At 69.6% G+C, this 19,009-nt stretch carries 21 protein-coding genes; 12 read left to right on the forward strand and 9 right to left on the reverse strand.

Translation table 11 applies throughout. The features are described from left to right. The gene (gene murJ, locus ASE78_RS00995) at positions 1 to 1,581 is read right to left on the reverse strand and encodes a murein biosynthesis integral membrane protein MurJ (RefSeq protein WP_055757087.1); all 1,581 of its coding nucleotides are present in this window, start codon (positions 1,579 to 1,581) and stop codon (positions 1 to 3) included. Positions 1,582 to 1,611: 30 nt separating this feature from the next. Continuing rightward, positions 1,612 to 2,112 (reverse strand): protein-export chaperone SecB, encoded by a 501-nt coding sequence (gene secB, locus ASE78_RS01000; protein ID WP_055757085.1) that lies wholly within the window; start codon positions 2,110 to 2,112, stop codon positions 1,612 to 1,614. A gap of 185 nt (positions 2,113 to 2,297) precedes the next feature. Here secB and ASE78_RS01005 point away from each other — a divergent pair, with 185 nt between their 5' ends. From ASE78_RS01005 to ASE78_RS19035, 3 genes are read left to right on the forward strand one after another with little or no spacing between them, the layout of a single operon-like run. After that, the gene (locus tag ASE78_RS01005) at positions 2,298 to 2,942 is read left to right on the forward strand and encodes a Tim44/TimA family putative adaptor protein (protein WP_156351233.1); all 645 of its coding nucleotides are present in this window, start codon (positions 2,298 to 2,300) and stop codon (positions 2,940 to 2,942) included. 5 nt (positions 2,943 to 2,947) lie between these two features. Continuing rightward, positions 2,948 to 4,246, forward strand: coding sequence for a murein transglycosylase A (locus ASE78_RS01010; RefSeq protein ID WP_056492105.1), 1,299 nt, complete (start codon positions 2,948 to 2,950; stop codon positions 4,244 to 4,246). Continuing rightward, a complete protein-coding gene (locus ASE78_RS19035) occupies positions 4,227 to 4,766 on the forward strand; it encodes a Smr/MutS family protein (protein ID WP_055757080.1) in 540 nt (179 codons plus the stop codon). The genes ASE78_RS01010 and ASE78_RS19035 overlap by 20 nt, the downstream gene beginning before the upstream one ends. 131 nt (positions 4,767 to 4,897) lie before the next feature. Here the strand turns inward: ASE78_RS19035 and dapE are convergent, their stop codons facing one another. Continuing rightward, positions 4,898 to 6,028 (reverse strand): succinyl-diaminopimelate desuccinylase, encoded by a 1,131-nt coding sequence (dapE, locus tag ASE78_RS01020; protein WP_056492108.1) that lies wholly within the window; start codon positions 6,026 to 6,028, stop codon positions 4,898 to 4,900. An 81-nt stretch (positions 6,029 to 6,109) separates the two neighbouring features. Here dapE and ASE78_RS01025 point away from each other — a divergent pair, with 81 nt between their 5' ends. Continuing rightward, positions 6,110 to 7,081 (forward strand): esterase-like activity of phytase family protein, encoded by a 972-nt coding sequence (locus ASE78_RS01025; RefSeq protein ID WP_082466925.1) that lies wholly within the window; start codon positions 6,110 to 6,112, stop codon positions 7,079 to 7,081. A gap of 76 nt (positions 7,082 to 7,157) precedes the next feature. Here the strand turns inward: ASE78_RS01025 and rpmB are convergent, their stop codons facing one another. After that, entirely contained in the window at positions 7,158 to 7,451 is a 294-nt protein-coding gene (gene rpmB / locus ASE78_RS01030; protein ID WP_055757074.1) for a 50S ribosomal protein L28, read from the reverse strand. A 164-nt stretch (positions 7,452 to 7,615) separates the two neighbouring features. On the opposite strand from rpmB, the gene ASE78_RS01035 reads away from it, so the two are divergent. Next, on the forward strand, positions 7,616 to 7,849 hold the full coding sequence (locus tag ASE78_RS01035; RefSeq protein WP_056492112.1) for a hypothetical protein: 234 nt from the start codon (positions 7,616 to 7,618) through the stop codon (positions 7,847 to 7,849). Between the two features lie 58 nt (positions 7,850 to 7,907). Continuing rightward, the gene (locus tag ASE78_RS01040; protein ID WP_056492341.1) at positions 7,908 to 8,336 is read left to right on the forward strand and encodes a nucleoside deaminase; all 429 of its coding nucleotides are present in this window, start codon (positions 7,908 to 7,910) and stop codon (positions 8,334 to 8,336) included. 388 nt (positions 8,337 to 8,724) lie between these two features. On the opposite strand, the gene ASE78_RS01045 is transcribed toward ASE78_RS01040, so the two are convergent. Continuing rightward, a complete protein-coding gene (locus tag ASE78_RS01045) occupies positions 8,725 to 9,402 on the reverse strand; it encodes an OmpA family protein (protein WP_055757071.1) in 678 nt (225 codons plus the stop codon). Positions 9,403 to 9,556: 154 nt separating this feature from the next. On the opposite strand from ASE78_RS01045, the gene ASE78_RS01050 reads away from it, so the two are divergent. Next, positions 9,557 to 10,858, forward strand: coding sequence for a hemolysin family protein (locus tag ASE78_RS01050; RefSeq protein WP_055757069.1), 1,302 nt, complete (start codon positions 9,557 to 9,559; stop codon positions 10,856 to 10,858). A gap of 52 nt (positions 10,859 to 10,910) precedes the next feature. On the opposite strand, the gene ASE78_RS01055 is transcribed toward ASE78_RS01050, so the two are convergent. From ASE78_RS01055 to purD, 3 genes are all read right to left on the reverse strand, one after another. Beyond that, positions 10,911 to 11,735, reverse strand: a complete 825-nt coding sequence (locus ASE78_RS01055; protein ID WP_056492114.1) for a serine aminopeptidase domain-containing protein — start codon at positions 11,733 to 11,735, stop codon at positions 10,911 to 10,913. A 67-nt stretch (positions 11,736 to 11,802) separates the two neighbouring features. Next, positions 11,803 to 12,459, reverse strand: coding sequence for a hypothetical protein (locus ASE78_RS18870; RefSeq protein WP_056492117.1), 657 nt, complete (start codon positions 12,457 to 12,459; stop codon positions 11,803 to 11,805). 9 nt (positions 12,460 to 12,468) lie between these two features. Then, on the reverse strand, positions 12,469 to 13,737 hold the full coding sequence (gene purD / locus ASE78_RS01065) for a phosphoribosylamine--glycine ligase (RefSeq protein WP_056492120.1): 1,269 nt from the start codon (positions 13,735 to 13,737) through the stop codon (positions 12,469 to 12,471). Here purD and xseA point away from each other — a divergent pair. From xseA to ASE78_RS01090, 5 genes are all read left to right on the forward strand, one after another. After that, the gene (gene xseA / locus ASE78_RS01070) at positions 13,736 to 15,232 is read left to right on the forward strand and encodes an exodeoxyribonuclease VII large subunit (RefSeq protein WP_056492124.1); all 1,497 of its coding nucleotides are present in this window, start codon (positions 13,736 to 13,738) and stop codon (positions 15,230 to 15,232) included. The two genes, purD and xseA, sit on opposite strands and share 2 nt — an antisense overlap. A gap of 165 nt (positions 15,233 to 15,397) precedes the next feature. After that, entirely contained in the window at positions 15,398 to 15,595 is a 198-nt protein-coding gene (locus tag ASE78_RS01075; protein ID WP_055757058.1) for a DUF2093 domain-containing protein, read from the forward strand. After that, entirely contained in the window at positions 15,592 to 16,407 is an 816-nt protein-coding gene (locus ASE78_RS01080; protein ID WP_056492127.1) for a M23 family metallopeptidase, read from the forward strand. The genes ASE78_RS01075 and ASE78_RS01080 overlap by 4 nt, the downstream gene beginning before the upstream one ends. Positions 16,408 to 16,444: 37 nt before the next feature. Further along, positions 16,445 to 16,963, forward strand: coding sequence for a superoxide dismutase family protein (locus ASE78_RS01085; protein WP_082466926.1), 519 nt, complete (start codon positions 16,445 to 16,447; stop codon positions 16,961 to 16,963). A 35-nt stretch (positions 16,964 to 16,998) separates the two neighbouring features. Then, on the forward strand, positions 16,999 to 18,078 hold the full coding sequence (locus tag ASE78_RS01090; RefSeq protein WP_056492130.1) for a lactonase family protein: 1,080 nt from the start codon (positions 16,999 to 17,001) through the stop codon (positions 18,076 to 18,078). 117 nt (positions 18,079 to 18,195) lie between these two features. Here ASE78_RS01090 and ASE78_RS01095 read toward each other — a convergent pair whose 3' ends face one another. Continuing rightward, positions 18,196 to 18,801 carry a 5'-methylthioadenosine/S-adenosylhomocysteine nucleosidase gene (locus tag ASE78_RS01095; protein WP_056492134.1) on the reverse strand — a complete coding sequence of 202 codons (606 nt, stop codon included), beginning with the start codon at positions 18,799 to 18,801 and terminating at the stop codon, positions 18,196 to 18,198. Positions 18,802 to 19,009: the final 208 nt, after the last annotated feature.

Below are 19,009 nucleotides of genomic sequence, written 5' to 3' on the forward strand. Positions count from 1 at the left end.
TCAAGCGGCGCGCCGCCGCAGCAGCGCGCGAAGATCGGTCAGCCGGAACGCTCCGGTGAGCATGCAGGCAAGACCATAGACGACCGCCCCGGCCCCGACGAGTGCGGCCATGCCGATGATCCGGGTCAGCACCGCGCCGGTGGTCCATGGCGCGACCAACCGGTCGGCGAAGAACAGCGCCGCGCCCATCAGCAACGCGGCAATGGCGAAGCGCGGCAGCCGGTGGGTAAGTTGGCGGTCAAGCGCGAAATGCCCCCGCCGCCGGAGCGTCACATAGAGCATCGCGACATTGATCCATGCCGAGATCGCAGTGGCGAGCGGCGGGCCGACATGCGCGATCGTCGGAATCAGCGCGAGGTTGAACGCGATGTTCACCCCGATCGCGATCATCGCGAATCGCACCGGCGTCCGCGTATCCTGTCGCGCATAGAAGCCCGGGGTCAGCACCTTGATGAGCACATAGGCTGGCAGCCCGAGCGAAAAGGCGGCGAGCGCCTGCGCGCAGCGCGCCGTATCTTCCGGCCCGAACGCGCCATGCTGGAACAGCGCGCGGATGATCGGTTCGGCGACGGTCAGGAACGCGATGGTCGCGGGCAGGGTGAGCAGCAGCGCCAGCTCGATCCCCCGGTTCTGCGTGTCCATCGCCCCGGCATCGTTCTTCGCCGACAATTGCCGCGAAATGGTGGGCAGCAGAATCGTGCCAAGGCCGATGCCGATCAGCCCCAGCGGCAACTGGTTCAGCCGGTCGGCATAATAGATGTACGAGATCGATCCTTCGCCCAGCAGCTTGCCCGACAGCGCGGTCGAGATGACGAGATTGACCTGCATCGCCCCCGCGCCGATCGCGGCGGGCACGATCAGCCGCAGCATCCGCCGCACGTCGTCGGTCATTCGCGGCCGGCGGGGTTTGAGCGACACGCCCGACCGGCGACAGGCAAGGATCAGCCAGCCGAGCTGCAATGCGCCGCCCGCCGTCACCGACCATGCCTGTACCCGCGCGGTCGCATAGGGATCGGGGCCGTGAAAGAACAACAGACCCGCGACCATCGCCACGTTCAGCAGGATGGGAGCGGCGGCATTCACCCAGAATTTGTCGAGCGAATTGAGGATCGCGCCCAAGAGCGACACGATCGAGATCAGCAACAGATAGGGAATGGTGATCCGCGACAGCGTGACCGCAAAGGCGAACTGGTCGGGCGTCGGATCGTTGAACCCGCCCGACAGCAGCCAGGTCAGCGGCCACGCCGCGATCAGCATCACCACCGTCGCGGCGATCAGCACTGGCAGCAGTACCGACAGCACATCGCGCGCAAAGGCGAGTGCCACGGGCAGGCCCTTGTCCGCGCCGGCCGCATCGCCTTCGGCCACCTTCTGGTTGAACAGCGGCACGAAGGCGGCGTTGAACGCCCCTTCGGCGAACAGCGCGCGGAACATGTTGGGCAGGCGAAACGCGACGAGGAAGGCATCCGAGGCGAACCCCGCGCCGACGAATGTCGCCTGCAACGAATCGCGCCCCACCGCCAGCACCCGGCTGGCGAGCGTCAGCCCGCCGACCGAGCCCAGCGATTTCGCCAGCTTCATCGAATCAGTCCCGCCGCCGCGCCGCTGCTATCAGGCGTGGCCGGCGACCTCGCCGATCGCACCCTGCCCATTGGCCTGCGACACATAGAGCTGCGCGAAGTCGATCGGCTCCAGCATCAGCGGCGGGAAGCCGCCATCGCGCACCGCATCGGCCAGCACCCGGCGGGCGAACGGGAACAGGATGCGCGGCGCTTCACCGAGCAGGAACGGCTGGAGATGCTCTTCGGGAATGTTGCGCAGCGCGAACAGCCCGGCGAACGACAGGTCGACGAGGTACATGACCTGTCCGTCGATCTCGGCGCGCGCCTCGATCTTGAGCACCACCTCGTTCACGCCGTCGCCGACCTGCGCCGCGCCGATGTTGAACTGCACGTCCAGCTTGGGCTGGCCGGGGATCTGGTACACGCCGGGCGCGTTCGGATTCTCGAACGACAGGTCCTTCACATATTGGGTGATGACGTTGACCGACGGCTGGCCATCGTCGTCGCCTTGAAAGCCCTGGGGGTCGATGGCGTCGTTCTGTTCGTCCATTCGGTGTTCCTGACCGGGTCGGGCGGAAAGCTTTGCCGCTTGCCGCGTTCTATACTGCTGGCGCGACTAGCAGCGGCGCGGACGCGATTCAACGGGTCGGCCGGCGCAAACACCGTGTCCGCGTGACGGCGTTTGAAACACTGCCCGATCGGGCCTATGTCGGGTGGATGGAAGGAACTGAAGGCATGCTCGTTTTTGTCGTCCTGCTCGCGATGGTCGCCGCGTTTCTCGCGATGCGGCTCTACGCCGTCCTCGGCAAGCGCACCGGGGCCGAACCGCTGCCGCGCGCGGCGGAGGAACGGCTCGGCACGCCGCCGGTCGCCCGCCCGGTCGAGGTGCAGGGCGAGCCCCGTGCCATCGGCCCGCGTCAGGTGGATGCCGGCGCGGAGAATGGCCTGCGCGCGGTGATCGCCGCCGATCCCTCGTTCGACGTTGCGCAGTTTCTCGACGGCGCGAAATCGGCCTATCGCACGATCCTCGAAGCCTATTGGAAGGGCGACCAGGACTCGCTCGAATGGCTGACCGAACGCGAGGTGCGCGACGCCTTTGTCGAAGCGATTGCCGAACGTACCGCCGCCGGCCATGTCCTCGACAACCGGCTGGTGACGATCGAACGCGCCGCCGTCACCGAAGCCTCGGTCGAGGCCGGTGTCGCCCGCATCACCGTGCGTTTCGATGCCGACATCGCGTCGATCACTCGCGACGCCGATGGCACGATCATCGCCGGGTCGATGTCCGACGCGGTCGAGACGCATGACATGTGGACCTTCGCCCGCGCGGTGCGCAGCGCCGATCCGAACTGGAAACTCGCCGATACCGACGAAGCCTGATCCAAATGCACCGGGGGGGATGGGCGGCATTTGCCGTAGCGCTGCTGCTGGGCGGCTGTTCGAACGCGATCGTGCCGCGCGGCGCCGAGACGATCGGCGCGCGTCCGGCACCCGATCGCCCGCCGACACGCGATACCGCCCGCGCGCCGGTCGTGCGGCCAGTGCCGGTGCGCCAGCCGACCGCCGCTGTACCGCTGCCCCCGGTGCTGGGCGTCATGCCGATTACCGGGGCGACGACCGCCGCCGCTGCCGGCGTGGTTGCCGGTCCGCCGGTCGCGACGCTGCCGATCATCGGTGATACCGCCGCGCGCGCCCTGTCCGCGTTCCGCACCAGTTGCCCGTCGCTCGTCCGTCGCACCGATCCGACCGGGCTGACGCGCGGTGCCGACTGGCAGCCGGCATGCGACGCGGCCCGCGCCACCGATCCGGCCAATGCCCGCGCCTTCTTTGCCCGCTGGTTCGAAACGGTGCAGGTCGGCGACGGCAAGGCGTTCGCCACCGGCTATTACGAACCCGAAATCCACGGCGCACGCACCCGGCGCAGCGGCTATGAAACGCCGATCTACGGCGTCCCCGCCGATCTGATCGAGGTCGACCTCGGCCTGTTTTCGACCGACCTCAAGGCCAAGCGCATCCGTGGCCGCGTCGATGGCAGCAAGTTCGTGCCCTATTATGATCGCACCGCGATCGAGGAAGGGGCGCTGGCCGGACGCGGGTTGGAGATCGGCTGGGCCGCCGATCCGGTCGAAATCTTCTTCCTTCAGGTGCAGGGATCGGGCCGGTTGCTGCTGCCCGATGGCGGCGTCATGCGCATCGGCTATGCCGGGCAGAACGGCCGCGACTATACCGGCATCGGCAAGCTGATGAAGGATCGCGGCCTGCTCGCCCCCGGACAATCGTCGATGCAGGGCATCATGGCCTGGCTCCGCGCGAATCCCGAAGAGGGTCGCGCGATCATGCGCGAGAACAAGAGTTTCGTGTTCTTCCGCGAACTGACCGGTCCCGGTCCTTTGGGCGCGATGGGCCTGCCGGTGGTGGGGCAGGGGAGTGCGGCGGTCGACGTGAAGTTCGTACCACTGGGCGCGCCGGTGTTCCTCTCGATGGACCGCACCGATGCCACCGGCCTGTGGATCGCGCAGGACACCGGCGGCGCGATCAAGGGCGCCAATCGCTTCGACACCTTCTGGGGCGCGGGCGACGAGGCGCGCGCGATCGCCGGCGGCATGAGCGCACGCGGCACCGCCTTCCTGCTGCTCCCCCTCGGCACGCTCGCCCGGATCGGCAGTGGCACCCAGACGCCTTGATCCGGCCGAGGCGGCGCTATGGGCACGGGTGGTTTCGGCGATCAAGCCGCTGCACCCGGCCCGCGTCGCGCCGCTGCCGCTTGCCCGCCTCGAAAAACACGGCGCACCCGCGCCCAAACCGGTCCGCGCGCCTGTCGCTCCCGCACCCGTCGCTCCGACGCGCGCGCGCCAGCCGGGGCCGACACTCGATGCAAGCTGGGACCGTCGAATCGCCCGCGGCATGGTCATCCCCGACTCGACGCTCGACCTGCACGGCCATACGCTGGCCTCGGCGCACGGGCTGCTCGATCAGGGGCTGGCGCGATCGATCCAGCGCGGCGACCGCGTGCTGCTGCTGGTGACGGGCAAGCCGCCGCGCCCCGATTCGGAACGGCCCCATGCGCGCGGCGCGATCCGCTCGGCGATCACCGACTGGATATTGGCCGGCCGCCACGCCGACCGCGTCGCCTCGATCCGCCCCGCGCACCCCCGCCACGGCGGGCAGGGTGCGCTGTATCTGGTGCTGCGCCGCGAGCGGTAAGCCGCCCTCGCCACCGCTTCGTCGTTCCCGCGCAGGCGGGAACCCATAGACGCGACGGTCGCGAATCTTGCCGAAACGTCGGCGGCTATGGATTCCCGCCTTCGCGGGAATGACGAACGTATGGGTAGCGCTTACCCCGCCAATCCCGCCACCGCGATGTCGGCATAGATGTCGACCAGCCGCCGCAGGTCGTCGACCGCCACCGCCTCGTCGACCTTGTGCATCGTCGCATTCAGCAACCCGAACTCCACCGTCGGGCACAGCGCCGACAGGAACCGCGCATCGCTCGTGCCCCCGGTGGTCGACAACTCGGGCATGATCCCGGTGTGCCGCTCGATCGCCCCGGCGATCAACGTCGAGAACGCGCCGGGCGGCGTCAGGAACGCCTCGCCCGATACCCGCCCCTCCACGACCGCCTCGGGCGCATGTGCCTGCACGATCGAGCGCACCCGATCGATCAGGTCGTGCCCACGGTGTTCGTCGTTGAACCGGATCGACAGCCGCGCGCTGGCCTGCGCCGGGATCACGTTGGTCGCCGGATTGCCGACGGTGATGTCGGTGATCTCGATGTTCGACGCCTGAAACCACGCATTGCCGGTATCGAGCGTCACCGCATCGATCGCCGAGAGCGCCGCGACCAGCCTCGGCACCGGATTGTCGGCCAGATGCGGATAGGCGACATGCCCCTGCCGCCCGGGCACGGTGATCCAGATATTGACCGACCCGCGCCGCCCGATCTTCACCATGTCGCCCAGCCGCGCCTGCGACGTCGGCTCGCCGACAAGGCACAGGTCGGGGGCTAAGCCACGCACCCGCATCCGGTCGATCAGCGCGCGCGTGCCGAACACCGCCGGCCCTTCCTCGTCGCCGGTCAGGATCAGGCTGACGATCCCCGCCTCGGCCGGCACCCGCGCGGCGGCGGCGATGAACGCGGCGACCGCGCCCTTCATGTCCACCGCGCCGCGCCCATGCACCAGCCCATGCTCGACCCGCCCGTCGAACGGCCCGCCCCGCCAGCCCTCGCCCGGCGGCACCACGTCGAGGTGCCCGGCAAAGGCGAAATGCCGCCCGCGCTCCCCCCGCACCGCCAGCAGGTTCTCGACTGGCCCGTCAGGCGCCTCACCGACGATGAAGCGGTCGACATGGAACCCCAGCGGCACCAGCGCCGCCTCCGCCACGTCGAACACCGTGCCGATCGCGGGAGTCACGCTCGCGCAGGCGAGCAGGCGGCTGGTCAGGTCGACGACATCGGGCTGGATCATGGGGAGCGCTGATCGCGCAAGCCGCGCCGTTGTGCAATGCCGCGAGTTGCCGTGCGCGGCCCCCGCCACTACGGCAAGGCCATGCGGATCTTGTTCGTCATTCTCGCCGGACTGCTGCTCGTCCCCGGCTGGTCGGGGTCCGAACGATTGCCGCTGCTGCGCCCCGGCGCGATGGCGATCCGCGCGACGCCGGTCGCGATCGATCGCGGCGGCAACCGGCGGGTCGGCGCGCTCACCTATCTGGGCGGGGTCCAGCTTCACAGCGACGACCCGGCATTCGGCGGCTTTTCGTCGATGCACGTCGCGGGCGACCGCTTCACGCTGCTGTCCGACGGCGGCGGCCTCGTCCGCTTCACGATGGGGCGCGACTGGCGCATCCGTGACGCCACCGCTGCCGAACTGCCCGGCGGTCCCGGCACCGGCTGGCAGAAGCAGGACCGCGACAGCGAATCGATGGCGGTCCGCCCCGACGGCAGCGTCCTCGTCGGCTTCGAGCGCGCCAATGCGATCTATCGCTACGACGCCGGCTTCACCTCGACCCTCGCATCGGTCCGCCCGCGGGGCATGCGCAAATGGTGGGAGAACAGCGGGCCCGAATCGATGGCGACGCTGCCCGACGGCACGACGCTGGCCTTGAGCGAAAGCCATATGCTCCCGCGCAAGCCGGGCTTTTCCGCGCTGCATTTTCTCGGCGACCCGACCCGGCCGGGCACGCGCTGGTATCGCTTCCAATATGTCGCCGACAAGGGCTGGAGCGTCACCGACGCGGCGGCGCTGCCCGATGGCCGGCTATTGGTGCTGTTGCGCGACTTCGACCCGCGCCAGCTCTTTACCGCGCGGCTACAGATCGCCGACCTGACGCAGCTTCGCCCCGGCGCGGTCATTCGCGGCCGCACCATCGCCCGGTTCGAGGGGACCGTCGCCCACGACAATTTCGAGGCGCTGTCGCTGGAGATCGAGAACGGCCGCCCGATTCTGTGGATCGCCTCCGACGACAATCAGCAATTCTGGGAACGCTCGCTGCTGCTCAAGTTCCGCGTCGATCTGCCCTGATACCGGGCGCACACACCAAAACCCCCGAGCGGCGACACCGCTCGGGGGTTTTTGTACTTGTCGAACGTCGAGAAGATCAGGCGGCGGTTGCCGTCGCCGCCTTCTTCACGTCGCGCTTCAGGCGGCGGGCACGCAGCGACAGATCGTCGTCGCTGGTCTTGAGCAGCCAGTTGTCGAGGCCGCCGACATGCTCGACCGAGCGCAGGCCGTGGGTCGACACGCGCAGCCGGATCGAACGCGCCAGCGCATCCGACATCAGCGTGACGTTCTGCAGGTTCGGCAGGAACGTGCGCTTGGTCTTGTTGTTGGCGTGGGAAACATTGTGACCCACCTGCCGGCCCTTGCCGGTCAGTTCGCAGATGCGCGACATGATCGTTGATCCTGATTCTTGGGCAGGGGCAAGTCCCCCGGAAAGACGGCGCGGATAGCGATTACCGGGCCCCGCGTCAACCGGTCGCGGACCGGTGCAACCCCGGCTTGAGCGATGCGTTGTTACGCTATCGATTCGGATCGGCATATAGTGGGAGGACGAGCATGCGCGCGATTTTGGCAATTCTGGGACTGGTGGCGCTGATCGGCGCCGGACTCATGGCGCTCGGCTTCATCAGCATCGACCAGACCCGCACCGCCGCGCTGCCCAGCGTCAAGGTAGAGGGCGGACAGGCGCCGAAGTTCGACGTCGACGTCAGCAAGGTCGAGGTCGGCACCGTCAACCGCACGGTCGAGGTGCCGGCGATCAGCGTCGAAAAGCCCGCCAACGCCAACTGACGCTCTGGCGCGCCGCTTGCCCGGATGGCAGGGCGGGGCGATGTTCGACGCCACGCCCATGGCCCACGCCCTCACCGCTGCCGCCCAAGCGGCGGGCGCGGGCGAAGTACCGGTCGGCGCGGTGGTGATGCGCCGGGGCGTAGTGGTGGCGGTCGCCGCCAATGCCCCGCGCGCCTTGTGCGATCCGACCGCCCATGCCGAAATCCTCGCGATTCGCGCGGCGGCGGCAGCACTCGGGCAGGACCGGCTCGACGACTGCGACCTGTGGGTCACGCTGGAGCCCTGCGCGATGTGCGCCGGCGCCATCGCCCATGCCCGCATCGCCCGGCTCTATTACGGGGCGAGCGATCCCAAGGGCGGCGCGGTCGAACACGGCCCGCGCTTCTTCACCCAGCCGACCTGCCACCATCTCCCCGACATCTACGGCGGCATCGCCGAACGCGAATCGGCCGACCTGCTCCGCACCTTCTTTGCCTGCCGCCGATAACGCGCCGGAAATCCTGCTTCCTCGAACGACAGAAATTTGGTTCACGCGGAGACGCAGAGGGATACCCGACACCGCCTGCACCCACCACACCTGCCATAGTCGTCATCCCGGCGAAGGCCGGGATCCATAACCGCAACGCCAGCGCTTTCTGCTTCGGCCTCGGAGAAGATGCGTTCCGGCCTGCGCCGGAAAGACGAAGCTCACCTCGCGCGACTCCGAAGCTCCCGGCAACGCCGCGCCAACGACGGAAACCCAACACAAGCCCCGGACAAAACCCCTCCGCGCCTCCGCGCGAACCAACCTTCTTCTGCCCTCCTCGGGAAGCGAAAACGAAAACAGCCCCGCATGCCAACCGCATGCGAGGCCGCCTTGGCGTAAACCGGAAACCTTACCGCAGGTCGCCCTGCTCGATCGGCACGATCTTGATCTCGACCCGGCGGTTTTCCGCACGGCCTTCCTCGGTTTCGTTCGACGCGACCGGCTGCGATTCGCCGAAGCCGCGTGTGCCGATCCGCGCCGCCTGCACGCCACGCCCGGCCAGCGCATCGGCCACCGCCGCCGCGCGCCGTTCCGACAGCGTCTGGTTATACGCATCGGACCCGGTCGAATCGGTATGGCCGTACACGTCGATATAGGTCTGGTTGTACTCGCGCAGCACGTCGGCCACCCGGTCGAGCGTCGGGCGGAACTGCGACGAGACGGCCGCGCTGTCGGTGGCGAAGGTGATGCTGGAGGGCATGTTGAGGAACAGGTCATCGCCACGCCGCGTCACGTCGATGTCGGTGCCGGCGGTGCGGGCGCGCAGGTCGCGCTCCTGCTTGTCCATGTACGCGCCGATCCCGGCCCCGGCGAGGCCGCCGATGCCCGCGCCCAGAATCTTCTCGGTCCGGTCGCGCCGCCCGCCGACGAGGTCGCCGAGCAGATAACCGCCCACCGCGCCGCCGATGCCGCCGATCGCCGCGCGCGAGATGGTGCGTTCCCCGGTTTCGGGATCGGTCACGCAGCCGCCGGTCAGCAATGCCGCCGACAATGCCCCTGCAACCCAGAATTTCGATGCGCCGCCCATGTTGTCCTCCACGATGATAGCAATGGTTTGTTGCCCCCGGAACGCCCGTTTCCACGCGCTTGTTCCGTTTGCGTTTTGATATGCTCCGGTTGAACAAAGGCTGACAGCGCGGTTGTGCTGGGGTCAGCATTGCGGCATGGGTGATCGCAGTTCGATGGAACCTCTTTCCCCCTTCCCTTGGTTCGACGTTGTCATCATCCTCGCGCTGGTGGCGTTGAACGGCGTGTTCGCCATGTCCGAACTCGCCATCGTCTCTGCGCGCAAGGCCCGGCTGGAAGGGTTGGCAAAATCGGGGGGCAAGGGTGCGCAGACCGCGATGCGGCTGGCCGAAGACCCCGGAAAATTCCTCTCCACCGTCCAGATCGGCATCACCCTGATCGGCATCCTGTCGGGTGCCTATTCGGGGGCCAGCCTCGGCGGGCCGGTCGGCGAACGGCTAGTGCTGCTGGGCGTCCCGGAAGCGCTCGGCCCCAACGTCGGCTTCGGCGTCGTGATCGGCATCACCACCTTCGCCAGCCTGGTGATCGGCGAACTGGTGCCCAAGCAGTTCGCGCTGCGCAGCCCTGAACCGATCGCGGTGTTGGTGGCGCTGCCGATGCTGTACCTGTCGCGGATCACCGCGCCGTTCGTGTGGGCGCTCGACACCACCTCGTCGCTGATCTTCAAGCTGCTGCGCATGAACCGCGAATCGGAAAATCGGGTGACGGCGGAGGAACTCCACCTGCTCGTCGCCGAGGCCAGCCGCTCGGGCGTGATCGAGGAGCATGAACGCTCGATCATTTCCGGCGTCGTGCGCCTGGCGGACCGGCCGGTGCGTGAGGTGATGACGCCGCGTACCGCCGTCGAATGGCTCGACGTGACGCTCGACGACGCCGGCATCCGCGCGGCGATGGCCGCCGCGCCGCACACCCGCATGCCCGTCGCCGAAGGATCGGTCGACGCGGTGATCGGCGTGGTGCAGGCGCGCGACATCGTCGGCGCGATGGCGCGTGGCGAGGTACTCGACCTGCGCGTGCTGCTCCACGAGGCGCCGGTGCTGCCCGATCAGGTCGATGCGATGGACGCGCTGCAGGCGATCCGCCGCGCCGACGTGCCGATGGGCCTCGTCCACGACGAATACGGCCATTTCGAAGGGATCGTGACCCCGGCCGACCTGCTGCGCGCGATCGCGGGCGACTTCGCCTCCGACGTCGAGGTCGATCACCCGCACATCTTCCGCCGCGAGGACGGATCGCTGCTCGTCTCGGGCCAGACCCCGGCCGACCAGCTCGCCGAGCGCATCGGCATCGATCTCGACGAGGACCGCGATTACGCGACCGTCGCCGGCCTCGCGCTGGCGGTGCTCAAGCACCTGCCGACCGAGGGCGAGCATTTCACCGAACAGGGCTGGCGCTTCGAGATCGTCGACATGGACGGCCGCAAGATCGACAAGCTGCTGGTCGCGCAGGTCGAATAGCGGCTCGGCACCGCCCCGGAACCCGCCTGCGTGCGGGTCCCGGAGGCTCCTACTACCGCCGCGTCCACGCCTCCTGCGCGGTGTCGGCTTTCCGCGCCAGCGTGCGCTTCGCCGCCTTGTCGTCCAGACCATATGCTTTCAGGAACAGCACGCTGTTGGCGATCGCGGCGGCATGGCCCGGCGCATCGGCCTTGCCGACCAGTTCATGGCCGCCGCCGCGATAGACCACCGCGAACTTGTCGCCCGCCGGCGCGCTCTGCACCGGGAACAGGTGATCGTGCCAGTCGGTGACGAAGCCCGGCACGACATCGGTATCGCCGGTGATGACCATCATCGGCAGCGCATCGGTGGCATAGGCGGTGGGGGTGATGAGGCCGGGGATGCGGCCGGGCGACGAGAAGCCCAGCACCGCCTTCACCGCCGGTTCGCGGAACGGCGCGATATGCGCCAGCCCGCCGCCTATGCACAGCGCGATCAGCGTGCCGAAGCTGTGCCCGGCCGCGACCACCGGCTTGCCCGGCCATGTCCGCGCGGCATAGGTCGCCGCCGCGCGCTGGTCGGCGATGCGCTCCATGAAGCTGGCCTGCATCGTGAACTTCGCGCGATCGGGATAGTGCATCGAATCGACATGCACCGGCGCGATCACCGCGAAGCCGGCATCGCGCCACGCGGCGGCGGCATCCTCATAGCGTTCGGGCCAAGACCCGTGTCCGGTCGACAGCAGCACGACGCCGCGCACCCGGTCGGGCACCCATGTCACCATCGTCGTCGACCGGGTCGGCGATACGCTCAGCGGCACGGTGGCCGATGGCGCGGCGAGCGTAGGTGCGGCGGTCGCCACCACCGCGACGGCAAGGGCGGTGATGATCGGTGACATGGCTCGCTTCTCCCCGGAACAATCCGCCCGGGTTAGGCGGTCGCGGGACAAACCGCCAGCCGATCGATCACAGTTTGCCGAACACCGCCTCGAACCCCGCCTTGTCTCCCGCCGCCAGATAGCGTGCCTGTTCGACCCAGCGATCGCGCGCCATGCGCGGTGCGAAGGTGCCGAGCGTCGCGGCGACATCGTCCGCCTGCGCATCGTCAAGCCGGGCGAGCGCCGCGATGTCGGCGATGCCCCGATCCACCAGCATCGCCGCGACCTTTGGCCCCAGACCTTTCAGCAGCGTCAGGTCGGTCGCGTCCGCCACCGGCGCCACGGGAGCGGCAACCGGCGCCGCGACCGGCACGGCTACCGGCGCAAAGATCGGGGCAGGGGCAGGGGCAACCGTCCGTGCTTCGTCCCGTACCGGCCCGGCCACCTGCACCACGTCCGCCGTATCGCGTCCCGGTCCGTCCGCGCTTGCCGGCACCGCATCACGTGCCGCCACCGCTTCGCCTAGCGCATCGGGATCGTCGACCGCGCCGTCACCGGTGCGCTCCAGATGCCCGGCCTCCTCCAGCTCGCGCGTGCCCTCGCGCCGCCGGCGCGCCAGCTTCATGCCATAGGCGATGCCGACGATCGTCAGCACCATCAGCACCGCGATCAGCACGAAATGCGCGGTCGTCAGCACGCCGAGCACGCCCGGCGACTGGAGGGGAGTGGTGCCGCTGTCCTGCATGATTCGTCCTTATGCCTGTCCGTTCTCGCGCGCGATCTCGCGCCAGCCGATGTCGCGCCGGCAGAAACCAGGGAAATCGAGCGTGTCGACCCCGCGATACGCCGCCGCCTGCGCCGCCGCGACGCTGGCCCCGCGCCCCGTCACCGCCAGCACCCGGCCACCGGCGGTCACAACGCCCGTATCGCCGCTTCGGGTTCCGGCGTGGAACACCGTCGTCCCCGCCGCCTCCGCCGCGTCGATCCCGCCGATCGGCCGGCCCGTCTCGGGCGTGCCCGGATAGCCCGGCGCGGCCATCACTACGGTCAACGCCACGTCCGGCGAGAACACCGGTGCCGCCGCCTCGTCCAGCCGCCCCTCGGCCACCGCCAGCAGGATCGGCAACAGGTCGCTGTCCAGCCGCGCCATCAGCACCTGCGCCTCGGGATCGCCGAAGCGCGCATTATATTCGATCAGCTTCGGCCCCCGCTCGGTCAGCATCAGCCCGGCATAGAGCACTCCCGAATAGGGCGTGCCCCGCGCCGCCATCGCCGCCACGGTCGGCGCGACGATCGTGTCGATCGCCAGTCGTTCCAGCGCCGGGGTCAGCACCGGGGCGGGGGAGTATGCCCCCATGCCGCCGGTGTTCGGGCCGACATCGCCGTCGCCGACCCGCTTGTGGTCCTGCGCCGATCCGAACGGCATCAGCGACACGCCATCGGTCAGCACGAACAGGCTGGCTTCCTCGCCCGACAGAAACTCCTCAATCACCGCCTCGCCGCCGGGCTGTTCGAAGATCGCGGCCAGCGCGGCCTCCGCCTCGGCGCGGTCCATCGCGATCGTCACGCCCTTGCCCGCCGCGAGGCCATCGGCCTTGATGACCACCGGCAGCGAAAACGGCGACAGCGCCGCGACCCCCTCGTCCAGCGTCCTGACGCGGACATAGCCGGCGGTCGGAATATCGGCCTCGCGGCACAGGTCCTTGGTGAACCCCTTCGATCCCTCTAACTGCGCCGCCGCCGCCGACGGCCCGAACACCGGAATCGCGGCGGCGCGCAGATCGTCGGCCAACCCCGCCACCAGCGGCGCTTCCGGCCCCACCACCACCAGCCCGACCGACGCCTCGCCGCAGAAGCGCACCACCGCATCGTGATCGGTCACGTCCAGCGGCACCAGCTTGGCGCAGCGGCCGATGCCGGGGTTGCCGGGCGCGGCATAAAGCGTATCGAGGGCATCCGACTGCGCCAGTTTCCATGCCAGCGCATGTTCGCGCCCACCCGATCCGATCAACAGGACATTCATGGACGATCGCTTCCCCGATTTCACAACCAGCCGGCTCGTAGCCGAGCCGCGCGCCAACGACAACGCCGCCCCCGAAAGCGTGTCGGAACTCGCCGGCCGGCTGAAACGCATGGTCGAGGGCGAATTCGGCCGCGTCCGCCTGCGCGGCGAAATCTCGGGCTACAAGCGCGCGACCTCGGGCCATGTCTATCTGGCGCTGAAGGACGATGCCGCGCTGATCGACGGCGTGCTGTGGCGCGGATCGGCCAGCAAACTCGCCTTCACGCCGCAGGACGGCGTCGAGGTGATCGCCACCGGCAAGCTCACCACCTATCCCGGCCGCTCGCGCTACCAGATCGTGATCGACCACCTCGAACTGGCCGGCGAAGGCGCGCTGATGGCGCTGTTCGAGAAACTGAAGGCCAAGCTCGCCGGCGAAGGGCTGTTCGCGGCGGAGAAGAAGCGCGCGCTGCCCTTCCTGCCGCGCACGATCGGCATCGTCACCTCGCCGACCGGCGCGGTGATCCGCGACATCCTCCACCGCCTGGCCGACCGCTGCCCCAGCCATGTGCTGGTCTGGCCATGCAAGGTGCAGGGCGAAGGCTCGGCCGCCGAGATCGCCGCCGCCATACGCGGCTTCGGCGCATTGCCGCCACGCCCCCCCCTTCGTCACCCCGGACCTGTTCCGGGGTCCACCGATCCGCAAACGCCGCAGCCGTTGCTCCTGCCGAACGGTGGACCCCGGAACGAGCCAGGGGTGACGGAAGCGGAAGCCGACCCCCGCACCGTCTACCGCCCCGACCTCCTCATCGTCGCGCGTGGCGGCGGCTCGATCGAGGACCTGTGGTCGTTCAACGAGGAGGTCGTCGTCCGCGCGGTCGCCGCCTCGCCGATCCCGATCATCTCGGCGGTCGGCCACGAAACCGATACCACGCTGTGCGACTTCGCCGCCGACCTGCGCGCGCCGACGCCGACCGCCGCCGCCGAAATGGCGGTGCCGGTCCGCGCCGATCTCGCCAACACCATCGCCAGCCTGTCGCTGCGTACCGAACGCTATGTCCGCCGCTATCACGAACGCGGCAGCGAACGCCTCGCCGCGCTGGTCCGCGTGATGCCCCGGCGTGACGCGCTGCTCGGCCCGCAGCGCCAGCGGCTCGACGACGTCAGCGCCCGGCTGTCACTGGCGCTCGAACGGCGGCTGGCCGGCGCGCGCCGCGACCTCGACCGGCGCGGCGGCGCGCTGCGCCCGGCGATGCTGACCCAGGCGCTGGGGCGCGCCCGCGCCCGGTTCGACGGCACCGCGCGGATGCTCGACAGCGTGAACCCCGACAATCTGTTGCAGAAAGGCTATGTCCGCGTCGTCGCCCGCGCGACCGGCAAGACGATCGCGTCGGCCGCCGAAGCACGCGCGGCGGGCGGACTGCAACTCCACTTCCGCGACGGCACGCTCGACGCAAAGGTTGAGCGCGCGGGCACCAAAGCCTATGTCGAACCGACCCAGCCGAGCCTGTTGTAGCAAGGCAAACTCCCCTCCCTGACAAGGGAGGGGCCGGGGGTGGGTCGGCCTGCGAGGAAACGCCACGCCCGCCACCGGCCAACCCACCCCAACCCCTCCCTTGTCAGGGAGGGGCAAGAAAGTGCCATCGGACGCCCGCCCGTCCCACAAACACCGGAACGCCCCATGTTGAAGCCCGACGCCCGCCCCGCCAAGCTCCAGTATCTCACCAACAATTTCCGCGTGCTGGTCGACGGCGACTACGTCACCTGCGCGGTCAGCCAAACGCGCATCCCGCTCGACGACCTGAAATACTGGAACGCCCCGCGACAGGAAGCCTATGCCACCGCCGAGGCGGCGACCGAGGCGCTGGCGCCGAAGTGATCGCGTTCCCCCCGCCCGCGATCGTCCAGCCCGCGCCGGTTCCCGCGATCGACCTCACCGGCACCCCGGGGCAGGGGGCGGTGCTGACCGGCCGGGCACCCGCCGGCACCACCGCGCTGACGCTCGACGGCACGCCGGTCCGGCTCGCCCCCGACCGCGCCTTCGTGATCGCGTTCGATCGCGACGCCGGCCCCGCCGCCACGCTCACCGCGACGCTCGCCGATGGCCGGCGCATCACCCGCACCCTCGCCATAGCGACGCGCACGTGGCGGATCGAACGCCTGCCCACGCTCCCGCGCGTCTCGCAACCGTCCGCCGAGTTCCAGCGTCGCCGCGCCCCCGAACTGGCGCAGATCGCCGCCGCGCGCACGCGCAGCAGCGACTCAGGCGGCTGGCGACAGCGCTTCATCTGGCCCGCGACCGGCCGCATCTCCGGCCTGTTCGGCTCGCAGCGAATCTATGCCGGCGAACCCGGCGCCTATCATTCGGGGGTCGACGTCGCCCGCCCGACCGGCACGCCCGTCGTCGCCCCCGCCGATGGCGTCGTGATCCTCGCCGCACCCGCGCCGTTCACGCTGGAGGGCAATCTGCTGATGATCGACCATGGCATGGGGCTGAACTCGGCGTTCCTCCACTTGTCGCGGATCGACGTGAAGCCGGGTGATCGCGTGCGGCAGGGCCAGCCGGTCGGCGCGATCGGCGCGACCGGCCGCGCCACCGGGCCGCATCTCCACTGGGGCATGAAATGGAACGACGCGCGGATCGATCCGCTGCTGCTCGCCGGGCCGATGCCGGAACCCGAACGCCGCTGAACCATTGCGTTCCATAACCAACGGGGAGTCCTGAACGATGCTGCGCGCCACCCTTCTGACCAGTCTTGCCGCCACCGCGCTCGCCGGTTGCGCCACCACCACCGGCGAAACCGCCGGACGCACCGCCACCGCGCCGTTGCGCACCGCCGCCGGAGCCGATGTCGGCACCGTCACCGCGACGCAGGTCGGCGACGGCATCCGCGTCCGTATCGTCGCGCGGAACATGCCGGCGGGCACGCACGGCGCGCACGTCCACACCACCGGTCGCTGCGACGGCCCCGATTTCACCACCGCCGGCGGCCACTGGAACCCGACCCAGCGCCAGCACGGCACCAGCAACCCCGCCGGCCCGCACGGCGGCGACGCGCCCAATCTGACGATCGGCGCGGACGGCAGCGGTTCGCTCGACGTCACGCTCCCGTCGGGCACGATGGACGGCCTGCTCGACGCCGATGGCGCGGCATTCGTCATCCACGCCAATGCCGACGACTATCGCACCGATCCGTCGGGCAATTCGGGCGGCCGCATCGCCTGCGGCGTGTTCGCCGCCGCCTGATTGCGTGAACGCCCGGTCGGGGGCATGGTGCGGGGATGACCACCCGCCGCCATGTCCTCGCCGGGGCCGGAGCCGCCTCCGCGCTCGCTATCCTGCCCGCCGCCGCCCGCACTACCCGCCCGGCGCTGGTTGCCGGCACCTATACGGCGCGCGGCGGGGCAGGGCTCTATCCGATCGATCCGACCACCACCGGCTGGCAGGTTGCCGAACCGATCGGCAAACTCAGCGACCTGTCGTTCGGCGTATCGCGCGGCGACAAGGCGTATTTCGTCCATGAGAGCGCGAAGGGCCGGCTGATCGCCACCGACCGCGCCGGCGGCATCCTCGCCGACCTGCCCAGCGGCGGCGACGATCCGTGCCATGTCGCGATCGACCGCGCGGGCAGGATGCTCGCCGTCGCCAACTATTCCTCGGGCACGGTCGCGGTCTATCCGCTGAACCGGGGCGGCATTCCCGCCGCGCCCGCCGTCCGCCAGCAGACGGGCACCGGCCCGAATGCCGATCGTCAGGCCGGCCCGCACGCGCACTGGGTCGGCTTCACCCCTGATGGCCGCTATCTCCACGCGGTCGACCTCGGCGCCGACGCGGTCTTCGCCTACACGATGCAGGGCACGACGCCGTCGCAGCCCCGCCTCGCGTGGCAGGCCCCCGCCGGCTCCGGCCCCCGCCACCTCGCGCGTCATCCCCGGCTGCCGGTCGCCTATGTCGTGACCGAACTCGCCAACACCCTCGTCACGCTCGACGCGAAACCGGACGGCAGCTTCACGACCCGCGCGTCGCAGTCGCTACTCCCGCCCGGCTTCACCGGCGCGTCCGCCGCCGCGCATCTGTGGATCGACCGCACCGGCCGCCGCCTCTACGCCTCGAACCGGGGGGACGACAGCATCGCGGTCTTCGCCCTTGATGCGAAGGGCGACGCTCGCCCGATCCAGCACATCCCCTGCGGCGGCCACTGGCCGCGCTTCTTCCTCGCGCTGGAGGATGCCCGCCGGTTCCTCGTCGCCAACGAACGCAGCGGCACCGTCACCGTGTTCGCAATCGAGGCCGACGGCCGCCTCACCGTGACCCCCGAACGCCTCGCCATCCCCGGCGTGGTGTTCCTCGATCTGGCCTGACCCAAATTGTCGCCCCAGCGAAGGCTGGGGCCTCAACCGGCGCCTGCCGTGCGTCATCAGCGGGAGATCCTGGCCTTCGCCGGGATGACGTTCGTGGCGAACCAGTCAGCGCGACCGCTAACCTAACCGGTCCACCGCCGCCGCCAGCCGCTCGTCGAGCACCCCCAGCATCGCGGTCCACCCGCCGAGCGTCTCCAGCTCGCCCGGCCCGTCCGAAATCCCGCGCAACCCCATCACCGCCACGCCGAAGCGCTGGCACGCGCGCAGCACCGCGAACGTCTCCATATCGACCATGTCGGCATCGATCGCATCGTACTCGTCGCCGCCGACGATATTCGCGCCGGTCGACAGCCGCGCCACCGGCCAGCCGGCGATCGGCGTCGCCAGCGGCAGTTCGGCGGCATGGTCGCTGAACGGCGTCACCCCCTTCGCCACGCCGATCCGCGTCGCGTCCATGTCACGCCACGACACGCTCGCCACCTGCCACACCGATCCCAGCGGCAGCGTGCGCGACCCCGCCGACCCGATCGATACGACCAGATCGGGCAACGCACCGGTGGCCGCCAGCCCGCACAGCGCCTGCGTCACCCCGATCGCCGCTTCGACAGGGCCAACCCCCGTCACTAGCGGCACGAAGCGTTCGCTAAGGGAAGGTCCATATTCGTGGTCCGTCGCCATGACGAACATCACCCGCCGTCCCCCGATCGTCGCCATCCGCATCATCGCCTCCCCATATCGTGCCAGTCCCTGCGCGCAGCGCCGGGCGCGGGCAAGGCCCTTGCCGCCTCGCGATCACGCCTCGCGCACCCGGTTCCTTCACCCCGGCACCGCGCATTCCTGCGCCGCCTGTACAATCTATAATTGCTATTGCAAATCGCGATCAATTGCGCTATGCAATGATACCGCTACCAGTGCCCGAAAGCCCGGATTC

The sequence above is a fragment of the Sphingomonas sp. Leaf25 genome, from assembly GCF_001421635.1.
GTDB lineage: Bacteria > Pseudomonadota > Alphaproteobacteria > Sphingomonadales > Sphingomonadaceae > Sphingomonas.

Bases quoted from the DNA above. Each gene is read 5' to 3' on its own strand.
- ASE78_RS01040 (WP_056492341.1), top strand. From the start codon at position 7,908: ATGGCCCACGCCCTCACCGCTGCCGCCCAAGCGGCGGGCGCGGGCGAA.
- murJ (WP_055757087.1), bottom strand. From the start codon at position 1,581: ATGAAGCTGGCGAAATCGCTGGGCTCGGTCGGCGGGCTGACGCTCGCC.
- ASE78_RS01025 (WP_082466925.1), top strand. From the start codon at position 6,110: ATGCGGATCTTGTTCGTCATTCTCGCCGGACTGCTGCTCGTCCCCGGC.
- ASE78_RS01090 (WP_056492130.1), top strand. From the start codon at position 16,999: ATGACCACCCGCCGCCATGTCCTCGCCGGGGCCGGAGCCGCCTCCGCG.
- secB (WP_055757085.1), bottom strand. From the start codon at position 2,112: ATGGACGAACAGAACGACGCCATCGACCCCCAGGGCTTTCAAGGCGAC.
- xseA (WP_056492124.1), top strand. From the start codon at position 13,736: ATGGACGATCGCTTCCCCGATTTCACAACCAGCCGGCTCGTAGCCGAG.
- ASE78_RS01010 (WP_056492105.1), top strand. From the start codon at position 2,948: ATGCACCGGGGGGGATGGGCGGCATTTGCCGTAGCGCTGCTGCTGGGC.
- purD (WP_056492120.1), bottom strand. From the start codon at position 13,737: ATGAATGTCCTGTTGATCGGATCGGGTGGGCGCGAACATGCGCTGGCA.
- rpmB (WP_055757074.1), bottom strand. From the start codon at position 7,451: ATGTCGCGCATCTGCGAACTGACCGGCAAGGGCCGGCAGGTGGGTCAC.
- ASE78_RS01005 (WP_156351233.1), top strand. From the start codon at position 2,298: ATGCTCGTTTTTGTCGTCCTGCTCGCGATGGTCGCCGCGTTTCTCGCG.
- ASE78_RS01045 (WP_055757071.1), bottom strand. From the start codon at position 9,402: ATGGGCGGCGCATCGAAATTCTGGGTTGCAGGGGCATTGTCGGCGGCA.
- ASE78_RS01085 (WP_082466926.1), top strand. From the start codon at position 16,445: ATGCTGCGCGCCACCCTTCTGACCAGTCTTGCCGCCACCGCGCTCGCC.
- ASE78_RS01055 (WP_056492114.1), bottom strand. From the start codon at position 11,735: ATGTCACCGATCATCACCGCCCTTGCCGTCGCGGTGGTGGCGACCGCC.
- ASE78_RS01075 (WP_055757058.1), top strand. From the start codon at position 15,398: ATGTTGAAGCCCGACGCCCGCCCCGCCAAGCTCCAGTATCTCACCAAC.
- ASE78_RS01095 (WP_056492134.1), bottom strand. From the start codon at position 18,801: ATGATGCGGATGGCGACGATCGGGGGACGGCGGGTGATGTTCGTCATG.
- ASE78_RS18870 (WP_056492117.1), bottom strand. From the start codon at position 12,459: ATGCAGGACAGCGGCACCACTCCCCTCCAGTCGCCGGGCGTGCTCGGC.
- dapE (WP_056492108.1), bottom strand. From the start codon at position 6,028: ATGATCCAGCCCGATGTCGTCGACCTGACCAGCCGCCTGCTCGCCTGC.
- ASE78_RS01035 (WP_056492112.1), top strand. From the start codon at position 7,616: ATGCGCGCGATTTTGGCAATTCTGGGACTGGTGGCGCTGATCGGCGCC.
- ASE78_RS01050 (WP_055757069.1), top strand. From the start codon at position 9,557: ATGGAACCTCTTTCCCCCTTCCCTTGGTTCGACGTTGTCATCATCCTC.